The organism is Streptomyces sp. NPDC058619 (assembly GCF_042717785.1).
GTDB lineage: Bacteria > Actinomycetota > Actinomycetes > Streptomycetales > Streptomycetaceae > Streptomyces.
On sequence record NZ_JBHXQN010000053.1, the window covers coordinates 1 to 26,043 of the forward strand.

A 26,043-nucleotide genomic window follows, 5' to 3' on the forward strand; every position below is an offset into this window, starting at 1 on the left:
ACGGCCGAGTACTCACACCACCACGAACGGCCGAATCGTCACACCGGTCACGGCTGACCACAACATCTCATCAAGATCCTGTTACGAGCTCTAAGGGCTGGCCCTGTACCCGTCGCACCGCGCCGCCCAGCCCGGCCGGGGGCGGCAGCGCTTGCACGCAGCAGCTCCGGCTCCCATCCGGCGCGCGGAACGTCGACGGCGAGCAGGCCGCCGGCGCTGAGCCGGTGCCCGCCTTGCCGCGCAGGACGTCGACACCCTGTCCGCCGGTGAGGAACCGCATGGTGGCGGCGCGCTGTTCGTCGGACATGCGGAACGGGCGGAGCGGGTCGGTGGTGCGCTGCGTCTCGAATGCGGCGATGGCGAGCTCGGCGGCCTCCACCGTGAGCTGGGCCGCGCCCTCGGCGAGCCGGTCGGCGGCCGTCTCGGTGATGGTCTGCTCCGCCGCGAGGATCGTCGCGTGTGTGTAGCGCTGGGGGTTGGTCAGGTGCGCCATGCCCTGCTTCGGCAGGACGACCGCCTCGCCGTCGACGGCGAGCACGGCGTCGGTCAGGGCCTCGGCGGCCGCGAGGTCGGGCACGCCGAACGGGCACGCGTCGATCACGTGGGCCAGGACGTCCGCCCGCGTGACCGCCTTCCGCGCCTCGGTCAGCCCGCCCTCACGCCGCCAGATGTACGCGGCGATCTCCTCGGGGGAGGGGACGATCGGGCCGCCGCCGGGGCCCGCGACCGACGGCCCATCCGGTCCTTCGGGGCCGGGGATGGCGCGGCGCATCATCGCGTCGACATCGTCGACGACCGCTTCGGCCCGGGAGCGCCACGACGCCCTCACGTCGGCCGTGGTGATCGTGGCGTCCTTGCCCTCGGCGAGCTGGCGGGCGATCAGCTTCTGCTCGCCGGTCGTCGCCTCCGCGGCGGCCGCCGCGACGATCTGCGTGTTGCGGCGGGAGAACGCGCGGCGCAGGTCCTCGTCGATCCCGACGACCTCCCACGCGCCGGTCTCGGCGTGCCGCTCCCAGCGGATCCCGAACCGCTCGCCGGTCAGCTGCCGCAGGCGCGCCTTGACCATCGCGTCGGCGGCGTGCGCGTGGCGGAGGATGTCGCGGCCGCCGGCCCCGACGGTGCGCCACTTGCCGTCGACGGCGTGCGCCATATTCGCGATGTTCCCGTGGACGTGCAAGTGCGGGTCGCCGGGCACGCCCCCGACCGGGCGGGCGGAATAGTGCACGGTCATCCAGCCGAGGAAGCCGGAGGTGTCGACGCGGTCGGCCGTCTTGCCGTTGCCGTGCTCGCCGGCCATCGCGTACGCGGCCCAGTTCTCGCTGCCCGACTCGTGATCACGACGGGCAAGAAGAAGGGCCAGCACCCGTCGCCTGCCACCGTCATGCGCATGCTGCGCGAACACGACGAGCGCACAACCGCGATGGAACCCGCGCGCTGACCTGCGGCTCAGCCCTTAGCGTTGTTTTTTCGGTGAGTACTACTGGGACCCCTTGTTCCCCGTTGGTTCCTGGGAACCCACGGGTCGTCGGCGGGAACCCAGGGCTATCGCTGTAGTTTCCGGGCCTGTGCCCGTGGGTTCGGGTGAACTGTCGGGACGTATCCGCCCCTGCCGTACGCCGACGGCGTTTACGCCCTTTGCCTTCCGGCATGGCGGACCCACGGCATTACCGGGGACGGTCATGATCAAAGCATGGCGGGGATCGGAGGCCGCGGGTACCGGCGGTGGCGGATGTGGCTTGTCTGGGTAGGTGGGCTGCTGCTGGCGGCAAGCCTGGTGTATACGGGGGTGCGGCTGGCCCACGGCGACCTGGACGCGGGCGGTATCGAGGATTTGATCGGGCTGCCCCTGGGGGTGGTGGGCGCGCTGGGCACAGTGGCGGGCCTGCGGCGGCCCCCTGCGGGTGACCTGGCGCAGCTGGCCCGAGTTTGGGCGTCGACCTTGGCCGAGCAGGTGAAGGAAGACGGGCAGCGGCAGTGGCGGCAGCTGATCGGGGACGACACCAAGATGATCAATCTGACCTTCAGCCTCCGCGCGGAGCCGGGGCGGGCCGCGGTGGCCCCGGCTGGCGCCGGGCGCTTGTTCGAGGGAACCCCGGCCCTCCCGGATGTGGCCTCATACTTCCGTCGCACTTGCCCGCGTCGGCTGGTGGTCACCGGCGCGCCTGGGGCGGGCAAAACCGTGCTGGCACTGGAGTTGATGCTGGCACTCATCGATGAGCGGGAGGAGGGGGACCCGGTCCCGGTGCGCCTGTCTCTGGCCGAGTGGGACACGGCCATCCCCCTGACCGAGTGGCTCACCCGCCATCTGGTGGACGTCTACGACTGGCCGGCCAAAGAGGCCGAGGAACTCATTCGCCAGCGACGCGTGCTGCCGGTGCTGGACGGGCTGGACGAGATGGACCCCACGGCGCCCGACGGCACTCCCTCTCCGGAAGCCCCGCGCGCCCAGGCCGCTCTGGACGCGCTCAACGCGTATCAGAGCGGCCGGGCTGCCGGGCCGGTGATCTTGACGTGTCGCACCCGTCACTACGAAGCCGTACGTAGCCGTACCCGGCTCCTCGACGCGGCCTGCATCGACATCGACCACCTCACCCCTGCGACCGCCCGCGCCTACCTGCTCCAGCGCACCCCCGACCCCGCACGGTGGCAGCCAGTCCTGGAGGCGCTGGACGGTGACCCCAGCGGGACACTGGCCACTTCCTTGTCCACGCCGTGGCGGCTGAGCCTGGCCGCCACCGTCTACGCCCAGCACGGCGCCCCCTCCGACCTCCTCCGCCACGCCACCCCTGCCGACCTCGACGAACACCTGCTGGCCCGCTTCGTTCCTGCGGCCACCGCCCTTCACCCACGCCCACGCCGCCCCTACGCCCCGGGTGATGTCCACCGCTGGCTGGCCCACTTTGCCACCCATCTGGACACTCCAACGGCTCTCCCGGGAGCACCGGAGGGGGTGGGCGCCAATCCCCGCACCGACCTGGTCCTGCACCAGTTGTGGCCACTGGCTGGGCCTCGCAGGGTGCGCGCCATCGACGCCATGCTGACGGCGCTCGCGGTCTTGCTGCCGCTACCCCTGGCGTTGGCCAGCACCATTCCAGGACTGATGATCATGTCCGTTGTGGCCGCCGTCGTGGTCGGCTGCCATGCGGCACGGGCTTCGGTGGATCCACCTGCGCGCGTGCGCTGGGGACGCCTGCGCACCAAAGCCGGATGCCGCGACCTTGCGGCCGGGCTCGCGGTCGGGCTGGGGTTCGGGCTCGCGGCCGGGCTCGCGATCTGGCTCTTGTACGGGCTCGGGGCAGGGCACGCGTTCGACCTGGCGTTTGGCCTCCAGGGCGGGCTCACGATCGCCCTCACGTTCGGGCTCGCGATCGGGCTCGGCGCCGGGCTCACCCGCGCCATCGGGCCCGAGCCGTCAACGAGTGCACGGCCACGTGACGTCATCCATGGCGATCTCTTACGAGGACTCGCGGTCGGGCTCGCGGTCGGAGTCGTGTACTGGATCGCGGCCGGGCTCATCTACGGACCCACATACGGGCTCATGGTTGGGGTCTTGTACGGGCTCTTGGTCGGGCTCACGGTCGGGCTCACCCGCGCCATCGGGCCCGAGCCGTCAACGAGTGCACGGCCACGTGACGTCATCCATAGCGATCTCTTACGAGGACTCGCGGCCGGGCTCACGGCCGGGCTCACGGCCGGGCTCACGGCCGGGCTCGCGTGGGTGATCCTGGGCGGGCTCACGCTTGGGCTAGCGACCGGGCTAGCGGCCGGGCTCGGATACGGGCTCGTGCTCGGGCTCATGGTCGGGGTCGGATTCGGTGCCCCATCCGGACGCCGGTACCTGGTTTTCGTGCTGTGCTCCAGGAGAAATCTGCCATGGAGGCTCGGGGTCTTCCTGGATTGGGCCTGCGCCGCCGGGCTGCTGCGCCTCTCGGGCTCCGCCTACCAGTTCCGGCACCGTGAACTGCAGCAATGGCTGGCGCATCATCCCGGCCCCCCGCCGGCGTAGCCGCCAGCCAGGCGGGCGGGACTCGTTCCGTACGCCCGCCAGCGCCGACTCGGAGCCCCTTCCGTTCGGATAGGTTGAGGGATGGTCGGTGAAGTGTAAAAGTGCTCGGCATTCCTGAAGGAACGTCACCGCCGCAGTGCCAGTCCGCCCCCGAGAGAAGTCCCTGGCCACAGGCCAACGTGGTACAGCATGTGCGCAGGAACTCGCGGGATGTCGCACGGGTGCTCATCGAGGCCAGCCAGTCCTTTCTCGCTCTGGAAGGTCTCCTCGACCCGCCATCTCGATCCCGCGACCCGCACCGTGGTCGTCAGCGGCACCGGATCCGGCGAGTAGCAGCGGTAGCAGGCGAGTTCGCCGCTGGTGCGGTTGCGGCGGATCAGCAGCTGGCGGTAGCCCGGGATAGGTCTTCACCTTGGATTGGAAACCCTGCGAACCTCACCCGAACGGTCCCTCTCACGTTGACATACACGGCAATCAGTCTTTGCCTGAAGATTCGACGAGGAACCCGTGCCCCCCGGTGGGTCCAAGCTGGGTGCTGGCAATCTCTGCCATAGGTGTAAAGAAGTGGGGACTGCGATATGAGAGTCCGGTCGACTGGCAGGCGCCCACCCTGGCACCTGTCAGCGGCTCTCTGGCTGGTCTTGCTATGGCTGTCTTCGAGGGAAGGGAAGTGTGCTGTGGGTACTGCGCCAGAACCTGAGGATGCCAAGCAGGAAAGGGTAGACGGACGCTTGGCTCAGGTCGCAAAGATCCTTGCCGGCGTCTTCGTGGCAATCGCTGGCGCAGGCGCAGCCTTCGGCCTCTCGCAAGACACCTTGCTCACAGCGGTAAACAACAACATTCTCCTATTCATTGGAGTCGCTGCGCTTGCCTTGGGTGCAGTGGGACTTAGCATCTGGTCTTTGTTTCAAGGCAAGAACAAGGAAGGGAATATCAAGCAGAGCGGACTCCTGGGCCTGGGAGTCGGTTTCTACTTGGGAGCCCTATTGCTCGCCCTTTGGGGTGTCGCAAACGTTGCAACCGGTAACGGCCGTCCAAACATTACCGACATTTCAGTCGAGCGAGGCTCTGATATGAAGGTAACCTTCACCGTCCACGCCGACGGAGTGAAGGGGAAGGAGGTCGTGATCGCTGAAATCGAGGCGTTCAAGGGGGAGGCCAAGCTTGGAGGTGGGCCTGTGTATCGCACGCTGCTGCATGCAGACGATAAAGGTGATGTCAATCAAAAGGTCATCTTTATTTTCAGTCCAGGCGAGGCCACGCACATCACGATTTGGGCCCGTCCTGACCACGTTAACCCCGGCAGTGACGGAGCCTGTGACGCAAGCAAAGCCGAGGACAAGCTAGGGTGTGCAACGATCCTTCTGCCGAAGAAATAGCTAGGCGGTGAGGGTTGGGCCTGGCGGCTACGTATGAGGCGGCCTGTCAGCAATCGTATGCCCCAATGCGGGAATAGCACGTGTCTGGGCCCCTCGTAGCCCCGCGGCTGGGATCGTTGTCGCACTGTGAGAAAAGAACCAGCCCAGCGATAATGGCTGCCGCCCAGGCAACGAACTGAGCTACCTCGACACGGTGCTGTTGCTCCAGCCGCCCGGCCTCACGAGCCTGCTCGATCGTGTTGGCGATGTCCTGACACTCATCGCACAGGATCTTGACTGGCGTGGAAGGCCAGGCCGTGAGCTTGACGTAGCCGATGTTCTTGGTAGTTACACTTTCTCGACAGCGGTCACACGTGGCGCCCTCGACATCGTCAGACATGGCCTGTCCCCCTTGTTCACCGCACGTGCAGTCCTATTCAGGCAAGATGCCAGTTCGGGACATGTTGGGCTGTGTCCTTGTGGCTTTCCGGCGGGGGCGCTGGGGGTGCGCGGGGACCTGTGAGCTCCAGGCGTACGCCCCCCTGGCCAGGCCGACAGTTACACCCTGAGGATTCGCCACCAGTGGCCCATCGTGGCGGAAGCAGGCAGACCGCCACACACTCGCCAAGGGAACTGGGCAGCATCGCAATCTCTGCCGCATCGTGCGGGCACAGGGAAGGGGCACTCGGTTCACCGAGTGCCCCTTGTGCTTCTGGCCCTTAGACTGTGAAGGGTCGCTGCCGCAGGTACCTGGGATTATTCCGGCCAGTCACGAACAGGTTCGGGCTCTGGTTCGCCGGCATCTGCTTGAGGATCTCGCGGTGAAACGCCTTGTACCCGCCTGTGAACTGGCCACTGTTCCACACCTGAAGGACCTTCGCAGTGAACAGGCCATTGCGAAGTCCGTCGGCAGCCAGCTGGTTGTCCAAGCAGGCTGAGATGAGCACAGCTGTGGCACCGACTTCCCGACGATCCCTTGCATCCAACTCGAGCTGGATCTTGTCGTAACGCTCCTTGTCTCGCTTGTACAGCTCAGCCTGCTTTTTCAGAGGCATGAGCCTTGAGTTTTTCTCGATCTCGTTGGGGTCCTTCGTCTGGAACTGTTCTTGCATCGCCTTGGGCGTGAGGATTTCGCGCACCTTGATACCCGATCCACTGTGGCAGCTATCCATAAACGCCAGGATGCGAACCCCTTCCGCGAAGCCTTCGAATTCCTTGTGAAGTTCGTCGTCGATGTACTCGCGATTGAAGAAGCACATTGTCTCATCGAGCCGGTCCGGTTCATCCTCGGGTCCGTTGATGTCCGGTACCTGACCGCCATGGCCGGAATAGGTGAAGAGGAGGATGTCGCCACTTACCAACTTCTTGGCAGCCTTGCGTAGTTCCTTGTTGACGTTCTCAACGGTCGCGTCTGCCGTGAGTAGTGTGGTGTCCTTGAATCCCGCCTGCTTGGCCAACTCGGCCATGTCGTTGGCGTCGTTTTCGCAAGCGATAAGTTCACCATTCCAACCGGCGTACTCCCCGGGGTCGACGTTGTTCAGGCCGACGTGAATGGACATACCGGTGGCAACCATGATGATGTCTCCTTCGGTGACGGACGGGGCTATACCCGTCAGGCGAGGGTGCAGTGTCAACTGCATGGTTGCCGTGGCCGCGCTTGCCTGAACCCGCTTGTAGACCCAACCGCCCGATCGGACGCGCCGATGATGCGGGCCATCCGAATGACTCAGGGCCCTACAGTGGTGTGTTGATCTAAAGCGCGCGGTACTCAGGAACTATGGCAACTCTCCCCGAGACTCGTGCTTCGTTGGCAAACCGAGCTGGCTACGATAAGGGCTTTCTTGGGCCCACCGTGCCCCTGCCGCTGCCTACCGATCCGAGCATCGAAACGGTAGTCCTCCCGTACACCCACTTCAGCGTGGTGTTCCGTCCGGACCGGCATCTGGCCACGGCAACGGCGGTCACGATCGACGGCGTAAAGCTGATCGACACTCCCCGCGACGACAACTGGCGGTTCGACCCACGCCTTCCCGACAGCCAGCAGGCGGGCAACCCGGTCTACAAGAATAACCCGCTGGACAAGGGGCACCTCGTCCGCAGGCTTGATCCGGTATGGGGCGTGGGAGACGAGGCAACCACGGCAAACGAGGATACGTTCCACTACACCAACGCTGCTCCGCAGATGGACATCTTCAACCAGGGCAAGAAGCTGTGGCTGGGGCTTGAGAACTTCCTGCTCGATCATGCCGAGCAGTTCGACCGCAAGCTGTCGGTGTTCACCGGACCAGTGCTTGAGGACTCTGACCCGCCCTACCGGGGCATCAAGGTGCCGCTGCGGTTCTGGAAGGTCGCCGCGTTCATGCAGGACGGCGAGCTGGCGGCTACCGCGTACGTACTGGACCAGAGCCCCGACCTGACCCGTGATGCTGCCGCACGAGCCCTGGCCGACGCGGCGAGGGCCGGCGATCCTCCACCGCTGGGCGCGTTCCGTACCTTTCAGGTGCCGGTCGCTGACATTGCGGAAATCACGGGCCTGGACTTGGGGCCCCTACCGGGCGCTGACCGGCTGCCTCGTGCGGTTCGTGCCGAGAAGCGCTGGACGCAACTGGAATCACTCCAGGATGTCGCCCTGTAGAGATACCGCCGGATGGCGTGTAGATCCATGAGACAGGCGCAAAGCGGCGGACGATCAAGTAGCCGCGTCCCGCCCAGCGAAACCCGCAGGTCAAACAGCGAAATCCTGCTGGAGTACTAGAACCCAAGCCCCCGTACGCGGGGCCTCCCTTGCGACCACCGGGCCGCGATGGAGCGGCAGGAGGATGCGGCCGGTCAATGCTCGTGGTGGGGGAGGTCATCTTCGCGGACGGCGAGGTAGGTCTCCGCTGTCGCGGCTTCGAGGAGACCGGGGTCTTCGTCGAGGTCGAGACGCGGGTCGTTCTGGGTGTGCAGCAGTTCTCGCCAGGGGCGGTTTCTGCCGTGCTCGAAGGCCTCACGGACCCGGGGCTCGATCCGGGCCCGCTGCTCATCTTGCTGCTCCCGGAAGACCCGCCGCTGGGTGTGGCGCCGGCGCTCTTCCGCTTCCTCGCTGACGGGCTCGTCTGCCCGAGGGTCTTCGGCCCGCATGCCGGGGGTGCGCTCGGCGATCAGCTGATCCTCGCGGTGGAGCTGGGCGCAGGCTGCGAAGAGCTGCCGGGACATGCCCAGGCGTAGTTCGGTTCCGGGGACGCGGTAGGTCAGGAAGTCGTCGAGGCCAAGGGCTCGGGCGTAGCCGCGGCGGCCGGGCTGGTCGCTGTCGGAAGTCTCCGTACGGACAGCGCTGCGCATCGCCTGGGCGTCCGGGTCGCGCTCCAGGGGGGTGGTCACTCCGCGGGGGCCCCGGCGGCGGCTTGTGCGGTCGGCGGGCAGGGCCACGGTCTTGAGCCGGGAAGGCTGCGCGCCGCTGAGTGCGAGGTACACCAGCATCTGGGCGCGTGCTGTGCCCATGAGGGCGTCGTCGCTGTCGCCGAGGTGGTCCTCCGGGGAACCCGGCGGCTGGGGCCATGGGGTGCCGGCGGCGGGATGGAGCGGTTCTTTGCCGGGGTGGTGGTCGTGGTCGACGGTGAGGAACAGGTCGCCCTGGGGCTGGACGCTGGCTCCGACGAGGATCCGCCGGTGGGCGTATTCGTGGAGGACCTTGGTGCCGCCCTGGAGCTGCTTCCAGCCTTCCCAGAGGCGGGGGCTGCGGACGTTGCCTCCCTTGGCCTCGATCATCCAGTACAGGTTCTCGTCCTCGTGCAGGCCCCACAGGTCCGGCAGTTTCGCGGACGGAGTGACGAACTTGTCCCGGAGGGCGGGGATGGGGCCGCCGTCCTCGATGTGCAGGGTCTGGCCCAGTCCCATCAGCGAGCGGGTCGCCCACTCGGCCATGGTCATGCCCAGGCGGTAGCCGAGGGCGTTCTTCGCGGAGCGCTCGGTGCCGTACTCGTAGACCGGGTTGACGGTCAGGCGGCGGCCCTTGCTGCCAGCCAAGGCGTGCTTGATGTCGACGCTGTGGGTACCGAGGTAGGCATACAAGGGGGCCACACGCGCGACGAGTTCACTGCCGGCCAGCTGGGGCATCCGCAGCAGGTTCGGGGTGATGTCCCGGCCCACCTCGGTGGCGGCCTTAAGGATCTCCCGCCAGGTGGTGGTGGGCAGGTACCAGCCGTTCTTCGCCGGGAACGCGGCGGGCGCGGGCCAGGGGGCCGGCTTCGCGGTTCTCCACTGCTTGAACGGTCGTGCCGCCGGGCTGTCGCGGAACAGCACGGGTATGTCCACGCTATCGGTGTACAGGAGGGGCGGGACATCGGCGAAGGGGGAAGGGATCACCGGCTCACTGTGCCACTCACCGGGGATGCCGCCGTGCTCCGGGTCCGTCGGGCCCGACGGTATCCCCGGCTTGGTAGGTCGGCTGGCAGGGAGTTCAACGCCTGGGCGCGGGCCGGGGCGCCGATGCCGGGGGGCGGGCCACGGCGGCCTGTGTCGGCAGGCGGGGCGCGGTTGCGGCGGTGTGCTGGTGCTGTCGGTGGCCTTGGCCGTGTGCGAGTTCGAAGGCGAGGTCCTGGATGAGCGCTGTGGGGGAGTGCGTCGAGAGGTGGATGGCCCAGGCGGGGCTGTCGGCTGCGTTGCCGCCCCAGACGGTCCAGGCTGGAAGGATGCTTCCCTGCTTGACGAAGGTGTCGAAGCGCAGGCCTGCCGCGCTGTCGGGGGTGGGGGCCGTCCAGTCGATCAATCGGGATCCGACCTTCAGGGGCCAGCCAACGTCTTCCAGGGGACGGGACGCTTCGGCGAGGTCTTCTTCCTTGACCGGGGTCTGGGTGCCCTGCCCCCAGCTGTCTTCGGTGCTGAGGCTGTCGAGCAGGATGCGCATGATCTCGACGGGGGTGGTGGGGGTGGCGGTGGCGTGCCAGAGGCGCTCACCGACGGGGGACAAGTAGGCGGCGATTGTCCAGGCGTTGTCGCCGTGAATGGCTTCGTGGAGGAACTCGATGCGCAGGGTCAGGGACTCGTGGCTGGCGATGGTGGTCTCGTCGTGAGGCCGCCATTTGTCCCATTCCTCGTGCTTGGTGAAGAAGTCGTCCAGGAGGGCTTCGTGGTCGCCGGGGTCGGCGGCGTATACGGGAACGCTGCGCGTGACCGGCTCGGTTGAGGCGCTGGCCTGCGCAGGCGCGGTGGGCGCCGGTGTCTCGGAGAGGGGCGCGGCGAGGGCTTCGGCCGCGGCGCGCTCGGTGTCCGTCAGGGGGGGCGGGTCCGGGGCGCACTGCGACGGTGTACTGGCGGTGGAAATCGGCTACCGCCTCGGACTCGGATTCGAAGTCCATCGTCTCCTGGCGAAGGTAGTTCTCGCCGTGCAGGTGGACGCTCTTGCCGCCTTGGTAGGTGCCGACCGCGACGGTCGTCCAGCCGTCGTGGGCGTGCCGGTGGATGATCAGGTGGCCGGAGGCGATGTCGTCGTGGATGCGCTGGGCCTCGGCGCTGACCTCGCGGATCTCCTCTTGGTTCAGCCAGGTCATGGGGTAGTTGCCGTAAGTCCACTCGGTGTCGATCTCCTCCTGGAGCTTGGGATTGATCTCCACGGTGGTGCCGGCTTCGCGGAGCGCTAGGGCGGCTATGCCGGCGTAGTGGGGTTCGTCGTGATCGATCCGGGCCAGGACCATCGTCTCGTTGCCGGTCGGGCGGAATCCGTGCGCGGCGAGCGTTCCCCGGGCGAAGTACCGGTCGGAGGCGGTGATGGTGGCGGTCACGGCGCTGCCGTGATCGGGATGGAGCGCCAGGCGGACGTGGGCGTCGGGTGCGGGGCGGGGCATGCGGCTCGCTTCTCGGGTCCGGCCGGCCGGCAGGTGGCCGGCCGGACCCGGTCGGGTAGGGCTATCGGGAGGACCGTGAGGAGACGGTTGGGGTGCGGGTGGCGTGCGTGGTGAGTGGCCCGGCCCGGGACGCGGGGGCCGGCCGCGGGCGGGGACGTTCGGCTGGTGGCTGGCCGGTGGCGTGCTGCCAGCGGGCTCGGACCGCGGTGAGGTCGGCGAGCGCACGGCGGCTGCCGGTGACCAGCTGGTGCGGGGAGTTCGCCGGGTCCTGCGCGAAGGCCTGAATGTGCAGGACGGCGGTATGGGCGTTATGGAGGAGCGAGCGCCGCAGGATCTGCTCGCCCCAGTGCTCCGGGGTCCCGGCCGAGGCGGCGAGCAGCTCCAGGGCGTCCTGCGCGGCGAACGCCGGCGTGAGCAGGCCGTGCTGCTGGGCCTCCCAGAGCACGGTCACCTCGTCGACCGGATCGCCGCGGGCGGCCAGGGCGGTCAGGCACCGGTAGAGGGCGCCGTGGAGCGGGATGGCGAAGTCCTCCGGGCGCAGCCATCGCATCGTCGGCAGTGCGGCCGGGTGCGCGGCGGCCGTCGACAGCAGCAGCTGCTCCTCGCTGGCCACGTTGGGGCCGGTGTCGCGGTTGGGCGGTGGTGGGGGTGAGGTGCGGGGGAGCGAGCCCGGGTGGGAAGGGAAGGCCGTGGCCAGGTTGTCGAGGACGGAGGTAAGGGAGTCGGCTCGGCTGAGGGTCACGGTTGCGGGGTCCGGCAGGGAGGTGTCGGTGGCCGCGTGGATGAGGAGTTCGGCGTGGGCGCGGACGGTGCGGCGGGCGTGGTCGGACCGGACCATTCGCGCGTACGCGGGGGCGTGCGCAGGCTGGGGGCAGGCCCCGGCCAGGCTGTGGAGGTAGGGCAGGGCCAGGCCGCGGGAGTGCGGGCGGGCGTGGGCGAGGACAGCGTTGATCCACACCGGTTCCTTGGCGTGGAGAGCCGGGGCCGGCGGGGTGAGCGCGGCCATCGCCGCGAACAGGGCGCGGTGCCTGGCGGAGGCGAAGTGCTCGGGTTCGAGCGGGCCGATCGCCTTGATCCGTTGCGGGTCGAGGAGGAGCGCGCCGAGCAGTGCCTGTTCGGCGTAGTGGACGGGTGGGCTCGCCGGGATGTCGCCCAGGCCGAAGTCCGGTTCCGGCAGTTGGTTGTTGGGCATCAGGCCGCCAGGATGAAGTCGGACCGGGTCAGGGTCTTGCCGAGGTGCGGAGCCAGAAGGTGGGCAGCCAGCAGCGGGGGCACAGCGTTGCCGATCTGGGAGAACTGCTGCCCCTTGTTCCCGGCCCAGGGGTAGTCCGCTGGGAAGGTCTGCAGCGCACCGGCCTCGGCGGCGGTGATCCGGATCGGGTCGGGAGCCGGGTCCGCCCCGTCAGGTGTGGAGGCTGAGGGTTCGGCGACCCACATGCACTCGTTCGCCCGGTGGCCGAAGAACAGTGTCCCGGCCGGTTCCTGGACCGAACGGATAGTGGCGTTGGCCTGGTTGTTGCTGCGCAGTGACCAGTCCCAGGGGTGGTTCCCGCAGGTGCAGGTCGGGGTCCCCGCCCGGGAAGGGCGAAGGCGCGTACGGCGGGGGGCGGAGAGCGGGCTGGGAGGCTTCCAGGTACCGCGGTCACGGGCGTCGGTAAGGGTCTTGCGAGCCCCGGATGGAAAGGGCTCAGGGCCGCCGCCGGGGCCTCCGCCGGCGCAGACCGTGGGGACGGGCCGGTCTGTGGCGCCCCAGCCGAGGGCTTCGGCCATGGACACCCACTTCTCGCGGCCCGGCCCGAACAGGGACTCCGGTTCGCTGGCCTGGGCGTGGGTCGGGGGCGGTGGCTCGGCGGTGCGGGTGCGGGAAGCGAGCAGGATCGCCCGCCGCCGTGTCTGCGGCACGCCGTAGTCGGCGGCGTTGAGGATCCCGGTCCAGACGGAGAAGCCCCAGCCCCGGAGGATCACGGCGTACTGCCGCCACAGCGGCAGTACGTCCGGGACCTCCTCCATGGCGATCCACTCCGGCTCGCCCACCGAGTGAAGGGCGTGGAGGTAGCGCATTGGCTCCGCGGCCAGCAGGCTCCGGGGATCCTTGGCGGCGGTCAGCAGTATCGCCCGGGTGTCCCTGCCGGCGGCGAGGTCGGCGACGGCTTGGTGGACGAGCGGCTGGTCGAGCAGACCGAGCCGCTTTCCGGCCATCGACCAGGCCTGGCAGGGCGGGCTCGCTATGAACCCGTGGGTGCGGCCGACCAGCGGCCACGCCGGGTACATCGCCACGTCGGTGCGGATCGTCAACTGCCCGGCACGGGCGCGGGTTTTGCATGCCCACTCGTCCCACTCCAGGCCGACGTCCCGCACGCCGAGGACGTGCAGGGCGTGGCTCCAGCCCCCAGGGCCGGCGAAGAGGTCCAGTACGAGCCTGTTCATCACGAGGCAAGCCCGAAGTCGTCCTGCTCCGGCTCCTCGCCCCGGCAGGCCCAGGGCGAGCACCCGTTGACCACGCCGTTTTCCAGCTCGTCGAGTTCGGCGGCGTCACGTTCCGAGCGGGTGACGTGGTCGATGGGGGCCACGCTGAGGGGGACGCGGGAGCGGTGCAGAAAGGCCTGGCCCAGCAGCGGGTTGCCTGAGGCGTCATCGGCGCCTTCGTACAGCAGAACTTCGGTGCGGCGGTGGATGGCGAAGGTGCACAGGGTGGCCGCGAGGGATATCTGGGTGCTGGCTTCGACGAGTTCGGCGAGGTTCTCGTGACCGTCCTTCATGGCGGCGTACTGGCTGGTCGACAGCACGGCGACCTGCTGGGTGCACTGCATCGCGAGCCCCTGCGCGCGGATGGCGATCGGCCCTATCTCGCGAAGGGGTTTGGATATCTCTCCCGCCCTCACGCTCTCCACCTCCTGGCGCAGGGACTGCAGCGTGGGGGCCACTTGGCCGAGGAGGCGGGTCTGCTCGGCAAGGTCGATGATCTGCAATCCGAAACTCCTGACAGAAGGGGGAGCGCCAGGCGGGGCGCGGGGCGGAGGCGTTTACGCGGCGGGGCCGTAGTTGTCCTGCTGGGGCGCGTGCTTGGCGACGGCGCGTGCGGTGATGCCCCGTGACGCGGCGGCGGAAGCGGCGGACAGGGCTTCGGCGCCGGGCTCCATGTACCAGGGCCGCAGGTCGAGCATGGCTGCGCGCATGCCGGTGGCGAAGCAGAGGGCGGTGCCCTTGGGGAGGGCGCGGATCGCGTCCGCGGGCAGGATCCGTTCCTGCCGCATGCTGATGCTGGTGGACTTCCCCGAGTCGGAGTTGGAGGTGGACTTCGTCTCGACGTCGTGGTCGCCGATCAGCCGCGACAGCTTGTCGGCGAAGTCGGGGTCGTCGATGCCGGAGCCGATCACCTTCACCGTGCTCGCGGACCACATGGCGTCCATGCCCGCGTCCCCCCACACCTTCTGGCCCTGGCGGTAGGACTGCAGGATGGTGATCGGGATGATTCCTCGGGAGCCGAGGTGGGAGTACAGGTCGGGGAGGTCGCTGATCTTGCACACGTTGGCGGCCTCGTCGAGGATCGCGAGCATGGGCGGGTCCAGGCGTCCGCCGGCCCGCTCGGCCTGGGTGGTCGCGGCCCGCATCACGGAGTCCGCGCACGCCGCGATCAGAGAGCTGGCTCCGCCGCCGCCGTCCTTGGACAGGAGGTACAAGGTGTCCTTGCTGGTCACGAAGTCGGCGGGCTTGAACTCGGGGATGCCCTTCTGCGGGGTGACCCAGGCGGCTATCTCCGAGTTCAGGAGGGCGGAGGCGTACTGCCTCGCGGTTTCGTAGATGCCGTCACGGGTTTCCGGGGGGCCTTCGACGGTGCCCTTGAGCTGGGCGGCGACCGCCGAGAATCCGTGATCGCGGAGGATGTCGAGGGGCCTGCGGTCGGCGGGGAAGGCCAGCCACTGCATGACGTCGGTGATGGGCCGCTCGTCGAGGGCGGCGGCCAGGAGCAACTGGGAGAGGATGTTGGATCCGGCCTTGGACCAGAAGTCGCCCTGCTGGGAGGCGTCCACGCTCGCGGCGAGGAAGTGGCCGGCCAACCGGCCTGCACCATCGAGGGATTTGGCGGTGGCGAGCGGGTTCCACCACATCTCGCGGGCTGCGTGGGCGATCTGCTGCGGATCCATGCTCCAGGTCCGGCCGTCCTCCCCTCGGGCGTCGAGCGTCGCGGTGTAGGCGTCTCCGGCGGCCTTGTTCGAGGTGAGGAGCACGGGGCCGGGGGCGGCGAGGATCGCGGGGATGGCCAGGCAGGTCGTTTTGCCGGACCGGGGAGCCATGATCGCGACCGCGACGTCCTCGAAGCCCATCCGGACCTCGGACCGGCTGCCCTGCAGGTTGCCGAGGAGGACACCGGTGTCCTTGGCCTCGATCGTCTTGGCGTCCTTCAGGCTCGGCCGAAGGGAGCGGGCCTTGGCTGTGATGGCCTTGGCGAGCAGCGGCTCGATGTCCTTCTGCTTGGCCATCCCGGCGATGCGCTTCCGCTTCCCGATCGTGCCCTTGTGCCGGGACCACCACAGGTACCCGCACACAGCCAGGGCGAGGAGGGCCGCGGCGGGAAGGATCCGGGTGCCGATCAGCAGGGACGTTTCCCCTGCTGCTGGCCAGAGGCGTTCGGGGTGGAGAAGAGCTTCGGCCGGCTGGTAGGGGACCCAGGGGCCGCTGCTGGTGACCCAGGCAGTCGCGTTGCCGCCCAGCCAGGCCAGGGTGGACAGGGGCAGGGCGACGGCGAAGGCTCCGAGGAGGGCCTTGAAAGCTATGTCGTAGCCGTCGGAGTTGGAGTTCGGGGAAGGGCTGGACAAGAGGGCGGTTCCAGGGGAAGGGGGTGGGGGCGTCTACCGGCAGGGCTTTGCCGGGTTGGTGTCCCGGCCGGGGAGCGCGGGGACGGGCGCGGCGGACGGCCGGGACTGACTGCGCCGGAAAGCGGTGTGGATGTCGAGGACGGCCTGGCCGTGGAGGGACCACTCGTCCAGGTAGCGCCAGGCTTCGGCGTTCCGCTCGGCGAGCGGCCCGTCGTACTCCTCGACCCCGGGCCGTGTGGATGCCGGCAGGGTGGTGCGGAGGTCGAGCCACTCGCTCTGCAGGGTGCTGATCCGGTCCAGGGCGACGTGGAGACAGGAGATCTGCCAGGCCCAGCGAGGGTGGACGCTCCGCTCCGGAAGCTTGTGCAGCTGGGCCTCGGCTGTGGCTACCAGGTGCTTGGCTCCGGAGCGGACCCGGTTGAAGGACCGCCAGGTGTCGGCGTCACGCCGGGACTGGCGAACCCCGTAAGCCCTCTCGTCGTGGGGCCAGCCGTCAGGGTCGGTGTGCTCGTCGGAGTAGGCGTCCCAGGCAGCGAGGACCTCTTCAGCCTCACGGAGGTAGAGGGCAAGCTGCCGCAGGAGTTCGTGCGGGGCACGGGGGTCGGGGTTCGTCACGGGGCTCTCGGGGATGGGGTGTTCGTGCCGCCGGCTACCGGGAGGGCCTGGCAGTCGAGGCTGTGCTCGGGAGTGCGGGCGCAGCCGCGGCGGTGGTGGTGAGGCGTGGCTTGGGCCGGTGGCGGCGGGCCTCGGCCAGGCGCTGCTTGTGCGCGCCGACGACCTCGGCGCCGATCGCGAACTCCGCGCCCTGGGTTAGGCGAGCACTGCTGTTGATCTTGAATCGGGCGCGCAGGACCGGCGTGGGGTCGGAGATCGCCTCGGCGACGGCGGCCAGCAGGTGGGCGGGGGTCGCCTCGTCGAAGTAGGCCCGCCACAGACGTTCCTGCGGACCGTGCTCACCGTGGTGGTGGGCGGTCTCGATCTCCCAGCCCATGACGCCGAGGGACGGCGAGACGTACAGCTCCACCTGGACGATGCCGTCGGGGGAGGTCAGCTTCTGCGAGCCGGTCTCGGACGTGGTGTGCTGCCAGCCGCGGCCGGTGAGGACCTCGGTTACTGAGGGGGCGGGTTCTTCGGGCTCGGGCCGGATGAGTGCGTCGGTGAGGCTGGCCACGATCTCGGCGGGGGTGTCGCCGTTGAACGTGACGTACCAGAAGCGGGGGCCGTAGTTGTTGTCGATGCGCCACCAGCGGTGAAAGCTGCTGGGCGTCGGCGTGAGGTCGAGACGGAAGGTGTGGTCGGGGCTGGTCATGCGGATCGACGGGTGCAGGGGGTCGGAGTCGAGACTCCATCCGCTGGCCCGCAGTGAGTGGGTGACGTGCCGGGGGTCTCCGGCGTCGGCGAGGTAGCGCGGGGTGATGGCCGAGCCGAGGTTGTTCTCGTGGTCGTGGGCGAAGGTGGCGATCTGCCGGTCGGTGATGGACAGGGGGACGGCTCCTTGAGGGACCGGACGGGTGCCCGTGTCAGCGCCGGTGCACGGCGGCGACGGGCGCCGCCGGGGTCGGGCTGGTGACGGGCTGGGTGGTGAGGGTGGTGCGCCGGTTATGTACGGCGGTGGTCCGGGCGCGGGCCAGGCGCGTGGCGTGTTCCTTCGCGAGGTCGTCGGCTTGGCGGCCACCCGGTTTCTGGGTGACGAGGCCGCTGTGCGGGACGTCCAACTCGGCCCGTGCGACGGGGCGGGGATCGACCAGCGCGGTGGCGAACGCGGCGGCAAGATGCTGGGCGTTGCCGAGGTGGGCCTCCCACACCGATTCCTGCCCGCCGAGGCCGTCGGGGAGCAGTGCGGCGGCAGTCCAGCCGGGGTTCCAGTTGCTTGGGGTGTTCCACCGGCGCAGTTGCATGATGCCGTCGGGATGTTCGGCGAGCTCGTGTCCGCGCTCGTCCTGTACGTGGGTCCAGCCCGCCGCGGTGAGGATGGACCACACGTCGGGGGCGGTCTCGGGTACGGGAATGAGGAGGGCGTCGGTGAATCCGGCGAGGATCTCCACGGGGGTGTTGCCGCCGAACTGGGCGTACCAGTTCTCGTCGTCGCTGGTGCAGCTGATCCGCCACCACTTGGAGTACGACTCGTTCTCCGGCTCCAGGGCCAGGGCGTAGCGCTGGTCGGGGCTGGACAGGAGCACGTGCGGGTAGTCCGGGTCGGAGTGGTTGGACCATCCGGCTGCCCGTAGCGCTTGTGTGATGTGGCGGGGGTCGCCGCGGCCGGCGAGGTGGCGGGGGCTGGTCTCGAACCAGATCCCATAGTGCGGTTCGTCGGCGCGGGTGTAGATGAAGGGCCGCTGGCTCAGGACGCCGCCTCCAGCGCCGTGGCGCGGGCCAGGCGGCGGACCTCCCAGTGCAAGCAGTGCCACTGCATGATCTCGGTGGCTGCTTCCCGAAGGGTGGTGACCACCGAGTTGACGTCGCTGCTGTACGGCTCGGCGTGGGTGGCGACGGCTCGGGCGGCGGCGCGCAGGGCGTCGGACAGCAGTATCGGGATGCCGTCGTCCTCGTCGAGGAGCGGTTTCAGCAGCGCCAGGACGTCGGCGGTGGTCGGCTCGGCCCGCAGATAGTCCACGAGCTGGGCCAGGGTGTCGGTGGCCTGCTCGATCTGCTCCGGGGTGGGGGCGGTGACGGGTGCGGTCATGGAGCTCCTTGGTTGTCGTGGTGTGGGAAGGGCGGGTTAGCGGCGGGCCTTGTTTCCGCCTGCGACTGTGTAGGGGCCGGCGGCGGGGGTGTGCTGGCGGGGTCGGTTGGCTGCCCAGGAGTTACGGGCCCAGGTGGCGGCTCGGGCGGCGGTGATCCTGGCCTGTTGCCAGCCCCCGAGTTCGGAGGGGCGCACGGACACCGAGGTGGTGCGGATCCACTTACTGGCGGGGACGTCGCCGCGTGGGCGCATCACGGGTGTCGGGTCGGACAGCGCGGCCGAGAATCCCTGGATGAGGTGCATCGGCGTCGTGGGGGTGAAGACGGCGTCCCAGGTGCGGCCGTGCTCGGTGCGGGCGCCGGCCCACCAGTGCGCCTGGCCGGGTTCGTTCTGGTGGTACTGCAGCCAGGCGTTGCGGTCCGGGGAGACGGCGGTGAAGTGCTGCCCGCGTTCGGTCTCCCACCCGTTCTCCTCCAGCGGGGCCCACACGTTCGGGGCGTGGGCTGAGCGTGGTTTGGTCAGGGTGTCGGTGAACCCGGCGACGATCTCGATCGGCACGGCCGTGGTGAACGTGGCGTGCCAGGCCGGCTGCTGCCCGACGGCTTGTCCGGAGATGGTCCAGCCGCCGGGCATCGCCGTCGGGTCGAAGCCGACCCGCACCGTGCGGTCGGGGCTGTCGAACACGATCGGGCCGCCCGTGCGGGAGATGTCCTTCCAGCCGGAGGCGCGCAGGTACTCGGCGACGAAGCGGAGGTCTCCTCCGCCGCTGAGTTGGCGGGGCTCGACCAGGTAGTGCTGCTGTGGCTGGTCGGCGGTCGGGCCCCAGCCTGTCCAGGTCTTCTTCACCGGTGCCTCCTGGCAACGAGAGCCGAGGCCGCGGCGGGGACCGGGGTGGCTGCCGGGGCCTGAGCGAGTCGGCGGAGGTCTTCCGCGTGGTCGTCGAGGTCGAGGCCGATGTCGTTGAACTCGTTCGCGGCGCGGCCGAGGGCGAGCCATACCTCGGGCGGCAGTACTCCGGCGGTCGCCCTGTCCTGGGCGAAGCGCGATCCGGTGATCATCAAGGTGGTCAGCTGTCCGAGGATGCCGTCGTCGGGATCAAGGACCTGGCCGAGGATCCGTGCGGCCTGACGGGGCGGAGCCGTGACCAGGTGCTCGTTGAGCAGTGCGATCTGCTGTGCGATGTGCCGGGTCAGGGTGTCGGGGTCGTGGACGGTCATGCTCCTCCGGGGCGGTCGGGGCCGGTGCCTGCACGCCGGGACTCGTCCAGCACCCCGAAGGGGCCGGTGGCGAGCGGGTTGTGCCGGCCGGTTGAGCCAGCGGTCACTGCGCGGAGATAGCGGCGCAGCAGGAAGACGGCCAGGCGCGGGCGCCGGGTGGGAGAGATCGGTGGCGGGTTGGTGGGGTTCTGCTGGATCGTGGTGCTCCGGTTGGTGTGGCGGCGGCCCCGGCCCGGATACGGCGGGCCGGGGCGGCGTGGGGGAAGTGGTCAGCGAGAACGCGAAGGGGATCCCGGCGGTGCCGGCGGAGCCGCAGCGGGAGCTTGGGCACCCTTGGTCTTGGCCTGCTGGGCGCGGTGCTCGGCCATCGTCTGCGCCCAGGCGGTCACGTCGTACACGTCCGGGTCGATGTTGACCTTGTAGTCGGCGATGAGCAGCGGGAGCACCGCGCGGGTGACGAGCTGCTTCTGGGCTTTTTCGCTCAGGCCGTCGGGGGTTTCGTGCCAGACGTAGACCGGGCCTGCGGTCTCCTCGGTGTGGCGCTCAAGGCCGAGACTGTCGAGGAGGGCCAGGAGTTCTTCGGGTGCGTCGCTGCGGCTGACGATGTGGACGCTGACGGGGGTGCGGGCCCGTCGGTAGATCTCGATGTCGGTGCCGGCTTCATCGGCGTAGTTGCCCACGGGGCTCCTTGTGGTGACGGGTGGCTCAGCGGGTCGCAGATGCGACCGCCGGGGAGGGTGGGCGCGCGGGCAGTGCCGTGGGCGCTGGGGCCGGTCGGGCCGGGCGGATGGTGACGCCGATGCCCATGGCCGCGAGGCGTTGCGAGGCGGCTTGGACGCGGACGATCTGTTCGAGATCGCCGTAGGCGGCCGGCAGGAGGAACTGCTGGTGGTAGGGGTGGTACTGGAAGCCGGTGCCGTACAGGACCGCTGTTGCTTCGCGTACTCCGGTGACGGCGCCCACGCTCCCGTCCGGATGCCAGGCCATGCTCACCATCCCCGCAACCACCGCGGGAACGGCCCGGCGTGGGGGCGGGTGGGCCGTGTTGCGCTGGACCTGCCGCAGCGCGATCTCGTAGCGGGGCAGCAGCCTGCGGGCGACCTGGGACGCAGCGCGGGCCGGCTCGCAGGGGATCGTGATCCCGTTGGGCTCGGCGACCTCGTGGAAGGCGTCGTGATGGGCGTCCGGCTCCAGAGCTCCGATCATGAACTGGGCCTTGTAGCGCGGACGGTCGAAGAGCAGCAGGCGGGCCCCGTCGGCGCGTGTGAGCACGGCCTGATGGCCAATGACGAACTCGGAGGCCGCGTATCCGACGGCTCCGATGTCCCACACCTTCGAGGTGATGGCGATCTGGGCGTGGTACGTGGCGTGCCGGGTGTAGGCGCTGGTCCAGGCGCCGGGCAGGCGAGCGGCAACGGCTTGAGCGAAGGCGGCGAGGTCGCCGCGCGTGCTCACCGGGAGCGGACCGTACGCGTCGGCGCGTGCGGGGCGGCGACCGGGGTGGTGCCCAGTGGCGCCCGCTGGGATGCGTGGCGCAGGGCGACACTGACGCCGAGCGCGCTCAGCTGGCTGCCGGCTGTCCGCACGGAGCGAGCCTGCTCGGCGGTGTCGTCGCCGGACAGGGCGTACGCCGTGCTGTCGGGCTCGTGGACGAAGCCGTTGTTCACGAGGATCTTCGCCATGTCCGGGTCATCGGTGGTTGTGGTGAGGTCTCCGGTCTCCGTCCAGCTCAGCACCAGGGTTTCGGCCTGGGCGGATGCGCGGCTGATGCGGGACGCGTTGTCCTGGACCTGGGCGAGAGCGTTCTCGTAGCGGGGCAGGAGGTTGCTGGCGATGGTGTCGGCGGCCATTTCGGGGTCGTCGGCGTTGATCGTGAATCCATCCGGCTCCCCCACCCCGCGAAAGGCTTCGGCATGAATGTTGGCGGGGGCCATGGCGGCGATGAGGAACTCGTCCTCGTACCGGGGGTGGTCCATGAGGAACAGGCGCTGGTCGTCGTCGCGGGTGAGGATGACGTCCTGCGTGAGGGGGTGCTGGGCGAGCGCTTCGGCGACGTGGTTCATGTCCCAGACGTCGGCGGTGAGGAAGAACTGGTCGTCGTGGAAGGTGTGCTGGCGGAGTTCTCGGGTCCAGGTCCCGGGGAGGAGCTGGGTGAGGATGGCGGCGAAGGAGTCGAGCTCCTCGGGAGCGTGATCGGGCATGGGTTCCTCGGGCGGGGATCGGGGCGGGTCAGCGGCGTCGGCCAGCCGGAGCAGGCGGTGCGGCAGCCGGTGCGCTGGGAGCGGTGGGGATACGGGCGGGCGCGGGGCAGGGGCAGGTAGCCGACTTTTCACGCTCGTCACCGGCGACTTCCTGGGGGCAGGGGGCGCGGTGGGGGTGTGCGGCCTGCCGGTCGGCGAGCTCATTTCGGACGTGCCGCAGATCGGAGGTGATGACGTGGAGCCGTTCGGCGGCCAGGTAGCGCACCCGGCTGGCCGTGTGCGGGTCCGCAGGATCCCCGAGGTGCTGCAGGAAGTCGGCTGCGACGCCCAGGACTTCGGCGAGGGCCGGGAGAACGCCGTCGTGGGTGGCGGTCAACTCCGTCAGGGCGTCACTGACCTGATCGGTGGTCTCCGCTTCCCGGATCCGGGCCGCGAGATGTGCCACCTGGGCGCCGAGGGTGAGGTAGTGCGGTTCGCGGCGCTCGGTGGTGAACGCGGGGTCCGTGCTCAGGTCGTAGCCGACGGCTTGCAGGCGGGCCACGGCCCGGGTTGCGAGGCGGGTCTCCTCGGCCTGGTCGAGGCCGGTGGGCAGACGGTGGTAGGTCTCGTGGAGGCGGACGACGGGGACGAAGCCGGTGCGCTGCAAGATGCTGTGGGCTTCCGGGTCGCCTCCATGGGCGAGGACTTCACCGGAGTGCGGATCGCGCCGGATGGTCAGGACACGGTGGGCAAGAGCCAAGAAGAGAAGGCTTTCTGCAGACGGGCGGCCGGTCAGCGGATCCGGGACAAACGGGCCGACGGAAGGCCGGCGGGGCCGGCCGGGGACGACCTCGGAGAGGTCGGAATCGAGAGCTTGGGTGCGGCGGGCGATCCACTCCAGCTGATGGGCGAGGCCCGGTTCGTTCGAGGACGGGTTGCCAGCTGCTGGGCCGCCTTCTCCATGAGGTGGCGCGCGGCGTCGAGGTGACGGTGCGCCTCGTCGGACAAGTGCGCCACGACGGCGGAGCCGGGCCTCTCGGTGGTGGGCCGTGCCGCAGCCCCCATGCGCGCCTTGAAGGGGCTTGCGTGGTGGTCAGGCGGGGAGAGAAGGCCGAGGTCGGCTTCGATGCGCCGGCATTCCGCGGCCAGAACATGGAGGACCTGCCTGGGCACGGCCGCCCGGACGCCGTCCTCGCGGATCAGGTTGGCGACCAGGTCGAGGCGGTGAGACTGGTCTCGGATGGCGATCCACCTGCACGGATTCGGGTCGCCGGGCGGGGCGATTCCCGAGACGCGGGCGAGCCGGTGGCCGACCTCGGACCATTCGGCCGGAGTGAGCTCCCGGTCCTTGGGATGCAGACGGACACTGACATGGAAGATGACGCGCGGGCCGCCCCGGTAGGTGGCGGCGAAGGGGTGCTCCCTGTTGGCGTCGTCGAGGTGCTGGGCCCACTCCACCGAGGTCCATATCCGGTCCTCGTCGTTGAAGTAGTCGAGCAGAGACCAGTACGCGACGACCGTGCCGTCGGTGGTCAGACCCTCCTGGTCACTGACGGGCCGGCCCAGCGCGTCGGCGAGCGCGTAGGCGGACGATGTGTCCAGCTCGTGGAGTGCGGGGATCATCGGCTGCCGGCCCGGCCGTCGGCGACGTGGACGAGCTGGTTGAGTTCGGTGATCGAGTACCAGCCGACATCGACGGGCTTGCTGTCGGCGAATCGCGGCACCAGGTAGTCCTGCAGGGCCCGCTGGTAGATCAGGCAGTCAGGGCAGTGCTTGGAGAGGTGGACGAGGTAGCGGGGGTGTCCGGTGATGAAACTGCGGGCGCCGCCGTCGGCGTCGCGCAGGCGCCACCCGTCCTCGTTGGTCGGGGTGTGCCAGGACGGGGTGACCACCGTCATCGCATCTCCCCACAGGATGCCGTCGTCCACCCCCTTGATAACCACGATCCGGTCGCCGGGGGCGAAGTGCTCGTGGGTGATGTCCCGTTCGGGGGTGATCGCATCGGCGGGTATGAACGCGGCACGGGTGGCGTCGGGCACGGCAGAAGTCCTTCCACGAAGAGCCGCAGTTCGCGGCGGGTGAAGTACTTCAATGGTCTGGAGAATCCCCGGTTTGGCTGACCGGGGATCGTCGGCTATATATGTCCGCCCACGGTTACCGGAACGGGTTCTCCGTCCCCCGGTCGTCGGCGGTGGCCGCGTCCAGCAGCTCGGGAAGGTCGGTGCCCTCGGCGTCACGCTGGTCGATCCACCACCCGGCCCGGGTGACCGTGCGGATCTTCTCCTCCAGCGCGGCCCAGTCCGCCTCGTCCCAGGTACCGCCCTCGGTGACCAGCGCGGTGTACGCGGCCGTCACCAGCTGGAACCGGGAACGCTCACCCCACGCCAGAGCCCGCTCGGGACCCTCCAGCGGCGGCATATCGAACTGCGTCGCCCAGTCCAGCGCGGCCTGCTGCTCCTCGGCACGCTTCGCCGCCAGCCACACCTCCTTCGCGGCGCTGTCGGAGTCCCGGGAGGCCTTCCAGCAGTCGGTGCACTCCCGGCCGCCGAGCCAGCGCGCGAATCCGGCCCGCTTGTCGGCGGGACGGTCGGACAGGTCGCGCGTGACCTCGTGTCCACAGCTGTGGACGATCTGCCATTCGGTTCGTATTGCCATAGGGGAATCTCCTTCAAATGCGGGCAAGTTGCTGTGATGGGGCTGGTGGTGGCGGGAGCGTCGGTGGCGGCCGAGACGACGGCCGGGGCCGAGCTTGCGGCGGGCGAGGACGAGGATGGCCAGCGAGGTGGCGGCTCCGGCGGCAGGGAGCGCGGCCAGTACGTACGGGCGCTCGGCGAGGGCGCCGGCGAGCGCGGTCCCGGCGGCCTGGCCGGTGCCGACCGACAGGATCAGCCAGGCGTACGCCTCGGTGGTGCGGGAGGCGGGGGCGAGGGTGTCCACGGTGTGGAAGCCGTTGGTGATGATCAGGGTGAGGAACAGTCCCGGGACCACGGTCAGGGCGATGGCGGCGTGGGCCCCTGGCTGGGCCAGCAGGGGTATCCAGCCGAGGACGAACAGGCCGGCGGTCGTGATGAGCTGGCTGGTGGTCGTGCCGGGCCATGCCCTGCGGGCATAGATCAGGCCGCCGAGGAAGCTGCCGGAGGAGAACGCGGCGGGAAGCATCCCGGAGAGCATGGCCATCCCGTGCGTGGTGGCCATGCCCGCGGCCCACACGTTCATCGCACCGAGCGCGAACCCCGTCCCCGACAACGCGGTGAACAGCAGGACCAAGCCGCTGTTCATCAAGCGCCCGCCTCCCGTCGCCCCGCTGGCGGGTGCTGGACGCCAGGTCCGTGACGGGGCGGCGGTCAGGACCACCGTCGTGCCCACGAGTCCGAGGCTGGCGGTCGCGGTCAACGCGGTGTCGGGCCCGTGCGCGGTGGCGACCCAGGAGGCGAGGAGGGGGCCCACGATGTAGAGCAGGCCCTGGGAGCCGGTGTCGAGGGCCTGGACAACCCGTCTCCGGCCCAGATCAGGAAGGACTGCCGGCCACAGCGCGCGGAGCCCTGCCTCCAGCGGCGGTGTGAACAGACCCGCGAACCCCACCACCGCCGTCACCGCCACCGGATGCCCGCCCGCCCCGATGACCGGCAGTCCGAGCAGGCAGCCGGAGTTCAGCAGGGCCGCCGGTGCCGACACGCGTGTTTGCCCGTAGCGGTCCATCAGCCTGCCCTTGACCGGCTGGGACAGCCCCGACGCGAGCCCGTACAGCGCGGCGAGGAGACCGGCGAAGGCCAGGGGGCCGCCCGCGCTGGTGATCCACAGGACCACGGAGACGGGGACCATGCCGTTGGGCAGGCGCCCGGTCAGGGTGCCGCCGAGGAGACGGACTACATGCCGGCCTCCCAGTACGGCGCCGTACGTGGCGGGTGGCGGGGTCGTGGTCGGGTGATCGGCCAGGGTCAACAGGGCAGGGCTTTC

Annotated in this window: 25 protein-coding genes and 1 pseudogene; 4 read left to right on the forward strand and 22 right to left on the reverse strand. The window is 69.5% G+C overall.

Annotation, left to right across the window (positions count from 1 at the left end):
• Positions 1-70: 70 nt before the first annotated feature.
• Positions 71-1,363 carry a relaxase domain-containing protein gene (locus tag ACFWTC_RS31655; RefSeq protein ID WP_384029523.1) on the reverse strand — a complete coding sequence of 431 codons (1,293 nt, stop codon included), beginning with the start codon at positions 1,361-1,363 and terminating at the stop codon, positions 71-73.
• A gap of 327 nt (positions 1,364-1,690) precedes the next feature.
• Here ACFWTC_RS31655 and ACFWTC_RS31660 point away from each other — a divergent pair, with 327 nt between their 5' ends.
• A complete protein-coding gene (locus ACFWTC_RS31660; RefSeq protein ID WP_384074883.1) occupies positions 1,691-4,006 on the forward strand; it encodes an NACHT domain-containing protein in 2,316 nt (771 codons plus the stop codon).
• Between the two features lie 221 nt (positions 4,007-4,227).
• Here ACFWTC_RS31660 and ACFWTC_RS31665 read toward each other — a convergent pair.
• Positions 4,228-4,410: pseudogene (locus ACFWTC_RS31665) on the reverse strand (IS701 family transposase); the annotation flags it as partial.
• Positions 4,411-4,683: 273 nt separating this feature from the next.
• Here ACFWTC_RS31665 and ACFWTC_RS31670 point away from each other — a divergent pair.
• The gene (locus ACFWTC_RS31670; protein WP_384029519.1) at positions 4,684-5,385 is read left to right on the forward strand and encodes a hypothetical protein; all 702 of its coding nucleotides are present in this window, start codon (positions 4,684-4,686) and stop codon (positions 5,383-5,385) included.
• 698 nt (positions 5,386-6,083) lie between these two features.
• Here the strand turns inward: ACFWTC_RS31670 and ACFWTC_RS31675 are convergent.
• Positions 6,084-6,938: a caspase family protein gene (locus ACFWTC_RS31675; protein ID WP_384029517.1), complete on the reverse strand. Its 855-nt coding sequence runs from the start codon at positions 6,936-6,938 to the stop codon at positions 6,084-6,086.
• A 203-nt stretch (positions 6,939-7,141) separates the two neighbouring features.
• Here ACFWTC_RS31675 and ACFWTC_RS31680 point away from each other — a divergent pair, with 203 nt between their 5' ends.
• Entirely contained in the window at positions 7,142-7,999 is an 858-nt protein-coding gene (locus ACFWTC_RS31680) for a DNA/RNA non-specific endonuclease (RefSeq protein WP_384029515.1), read from the forward strand.
• A gap of 194 nt (positions 8,000-8,193) precedes the next feature.
• Here ACFWTC_RS31680 and ACFWTC_RS31685 read toward each other — a convergent pair whose 3' ends face one another.
• Positions 8,194-9,660: a gamma-glutamyltransferase gene (locus ACFWTC_RS31685; protein ID WP_384029513.1), complete on the reverse strand. Its 1,467-nt coding sequence runs from the start codon at positions 9,658-9,660 to the stop codon at positions 8,194-8,196.
• Positions 9,661-9,805: 145 nt separating this feature from the next.
• Positions 9,806-10,465: a DUF317 domain-containing protein gene (locus ACFWTC_RS31690; protein WP_384074886.1), complete on the reverse strand. Its 660-nt coding sequence runs from the start codon at positions 10,463-10,465 to the stop codon at positions 9,806-9,808.
• Here ACFWTC_RS31690 and ACFWTC_RS31695 point away from each other — a divergent pair.
• Positions 10,446-10,985: a hypothetical protein gene (locus tag ACFWTC_RS31695; RefSeq protein ID WP_384029511.1), complete on the forward strand. Its 540-nt coding sequence runs from the start codon at positions 10,446-10,448 to the stop codon at positions 10,983-10,985. The two genes, ACFWTC_RS31690 and ACFWTC_RS31695, sit on opposite strands and share 20 nt — an antisense overlap.
• 265 nt (positions 10,986-11,250) lie before the next feature.
• Here ACFWTC_RS31695 and ACFWTC_RS31700 read toward each other — a convergent pair whose 3' ends face one another.
• From ACFWTC_RS31700 to ACFWTC_RS31780, 17 genes are all read right to left on the reverse strand, one after another.
• The gene (locus tag ACFWTC_RS31700; protein ID WP_384029509.1) at positions 11,251-12,381 is read right to left on the reverse strand and encodes a DnaB-like helicase N-terminal domain-containing protein; all 1,131 of its coding nucleotides are present in this window, start codon (positions 12,379-12,381) and stop codon (positions 11,251-11,253) included.
• Positions 12,381-13,616 carry a DNA cytosine methyltransferase gene (locus ACFWTC_RS31705; protein ID WP_384029507.1) on the reverse strand — a complete coding sequence of 412 codons (1,236 nt, stop codon included), beginning with the start codon at positions 13,614-13,616 and terminating at the stop codon, positions 12,381-12,383. The genes ACFWTC_RS31700 and ACFWTC_RS31705 overlap by 1 nt, the downstream gene beginning before the upstream one ends.
• Positions 13,616-14,158 carry a hypothetical protein gene (locus tag ACFWTC_RS31710; protein WP_384029505.1) on the reverse strand — a complete coding sequence of 181 codons (543 nt, stop codon included), beginning with the start codon at positions 14,156-14,158 and terminating at the stop codon, positions 13,616-13,618. The genes ACFWTC_RS31705 and ACFWTC_RS31710 overlap by 1 nt, the downstream gene beginning before the upstream one ends.
• Before the next feature lie 54 nt (positions 14,159-14,212).
• Positions 14,213-16,006, reverse strand: a complete 1,794-nt coding sequence (locus ACFWTC_RS31715; RefSeq protein ID WP_384029503.1) for a type IV secretory system conjugative DNA transfer family protein — start codon at positions 16,004-16,006, stop codon at positions 14,213-14,215.
• A gap of 33 nt (positions 16,007-16,039) precedes the next feature.
• Positions 16,040-16,621: a hypothetical protein gene (locus ACFWTC_RS31720; RefSeq protein WP_384029501.1), complete on the reverse strand. Its 582-nt coding sequence runs from the start codon at positions 16,619-16,621 to the stop codon at positions 16,040-16,042.
• Positions 16,622-16,655: 34 nt separating this feature from the next.
• Entirely contained in the window at positions 16,656-17,315 is a 660-nt protein-coding gene (locus ACFWTC_RS31725) for a DUF317 domain-containing protein (RefSeq protein ID WP_384029499.1), read from the reverse strand.
• 211 nt (positions 17,316-17,526) lie between these two features.
• Positions 17,527-18,414, reverse strand: a complete 888-nt coding sequence (locus tag ACFWTC_RS31730; RefSeq protein ID WP_384029497.1) for a DUF317 domain-containing protein — start codon at positions 18,412-18,414, stop codon at positions 17,527-17,529.
• Positions 18,348-18,689, reverse strand: a complete 342-nt coding sequence (locus ACFWTC_RS31735) for a hypothetical protein (protein ID WP_384029495.1) — start codon at positions 18,687-18,689, stop codon at positions 18,348-18,350. The genes ACFWTC_RS31730 and ACFWTC_RS31735 overlap by 67 nt, the downstream gene beginning before the upstream one ends.
• 36 nt (positions 18,690-18,725) lie before the next feature.
• Positions 18,726-19,535, reverse strand: a complete 810-nt coding sequence (locus ACFWTC_RS31740) for a DUF317 domain-containing protein (protein ID WP_384029493.1) — start codon at positions 19,533-19,535, stop codon at positions 18,726-18,728.
• Positions 19,532-19,906 carry a hypothetical protein gene (locus ACFWTC_RS31745; protein ID WP_384029491.1) on the reverse strand — a complete coding sequence of 125 codons (375 nt, stop codon included), beginning with the start codon at positions 19,904-19,906 and terminating at the stop codon, positions 19,532-19,534. Before ACFWTC_RS31745 ends, ACFWTC_RS31740 begins: the two co-directional genes overlap by 4 nt.
• 269 nt (positions 19,907-20,175) lie before the next feature.
• Entirely contained in the window at positions 20,176-20,586 is a 411-nt protein-coding gene (locus tag ACFWTC_RS31750) for a hypothetical protein (RefSeq protein ID WP_384029489.1), read from the reverse strand.
• A gap of 25 nt (positions 20,587-20,611) precedes the next feature.
• On the reverse strand, positions 20,612-21,361 hold the full coding sequence (locus ACFWTC_RS31755; protein ID WP_384029487.1) for a hypothetical protein: 750 nt from the start codon (positions 21,359-21,361) through the stop codon (positions 20,612-20,614).
• Positions 21,358-22,107: a hypothetical protein gene (locus ACFWTC_RS31760; protein WP_384029485.1), complete on the reverse strand. Its 750-nt coding sequence runs from the start codon at positions 22,105-22,107 to the stop codon at positions 21,358-21,360. Before ACFWTC_RS31760 ends, ACFWTC_RS31755 begins: the two co-directional genes overlap by 4 nt.
• Positions 22,108-22,135: 28 nt before the next feature.
• Positions 22,136-22,846, reverse strand: coding sequence for a hypothetical protein (locus ACFWTC_RS31765; protein WP_384029483.1), 711 nt, complete (start codon positions 22,844-22,846; stop codon positions 22,136-22,138).
• 32 nt (positions 22,847-22,878) lie between these two features.
• Positions 22,879-23,709: a relaxase/mobilization nuclease gene (locus ACFWTC_RS31770; RefSeq protein ID WP_384029481.1), complete on the reverse strand. Its 831-nt coding sequence runs from the start codon at positions 23,707-23,709 to the stop codon at positions 22,879-22,881.
• Entirely contained in the window at positions 23,706-24,125 is a 420-nt protein-coding gene (locus ACFWTC_RS31775; protein WP_384029479.1) for a hypothetical protein, read from the reverse strand. The genes ACFWTC_RS31770 and ACFWTC_RS31775 overlap by 4 nt, the downstream gene beginning before the upstream one ends.
• A gap of 115 nt (positions 24,126-24,240) precedes the next feature.
• Positions 24,241-26,028 carry an MFS transporter gene (locus ACFWTC_RS31780; protein ID WP_384029477.1) on the reverse strand — a complete coding sequence of 596 codons (1,788 nt, stop codon included), beginning with the start codon at positions 26,026-26,028 and terminating at the stop codon, positions 24,241-24,243.
• Positions 26,029-26,043: the final 15 nt, after the last annotated feature.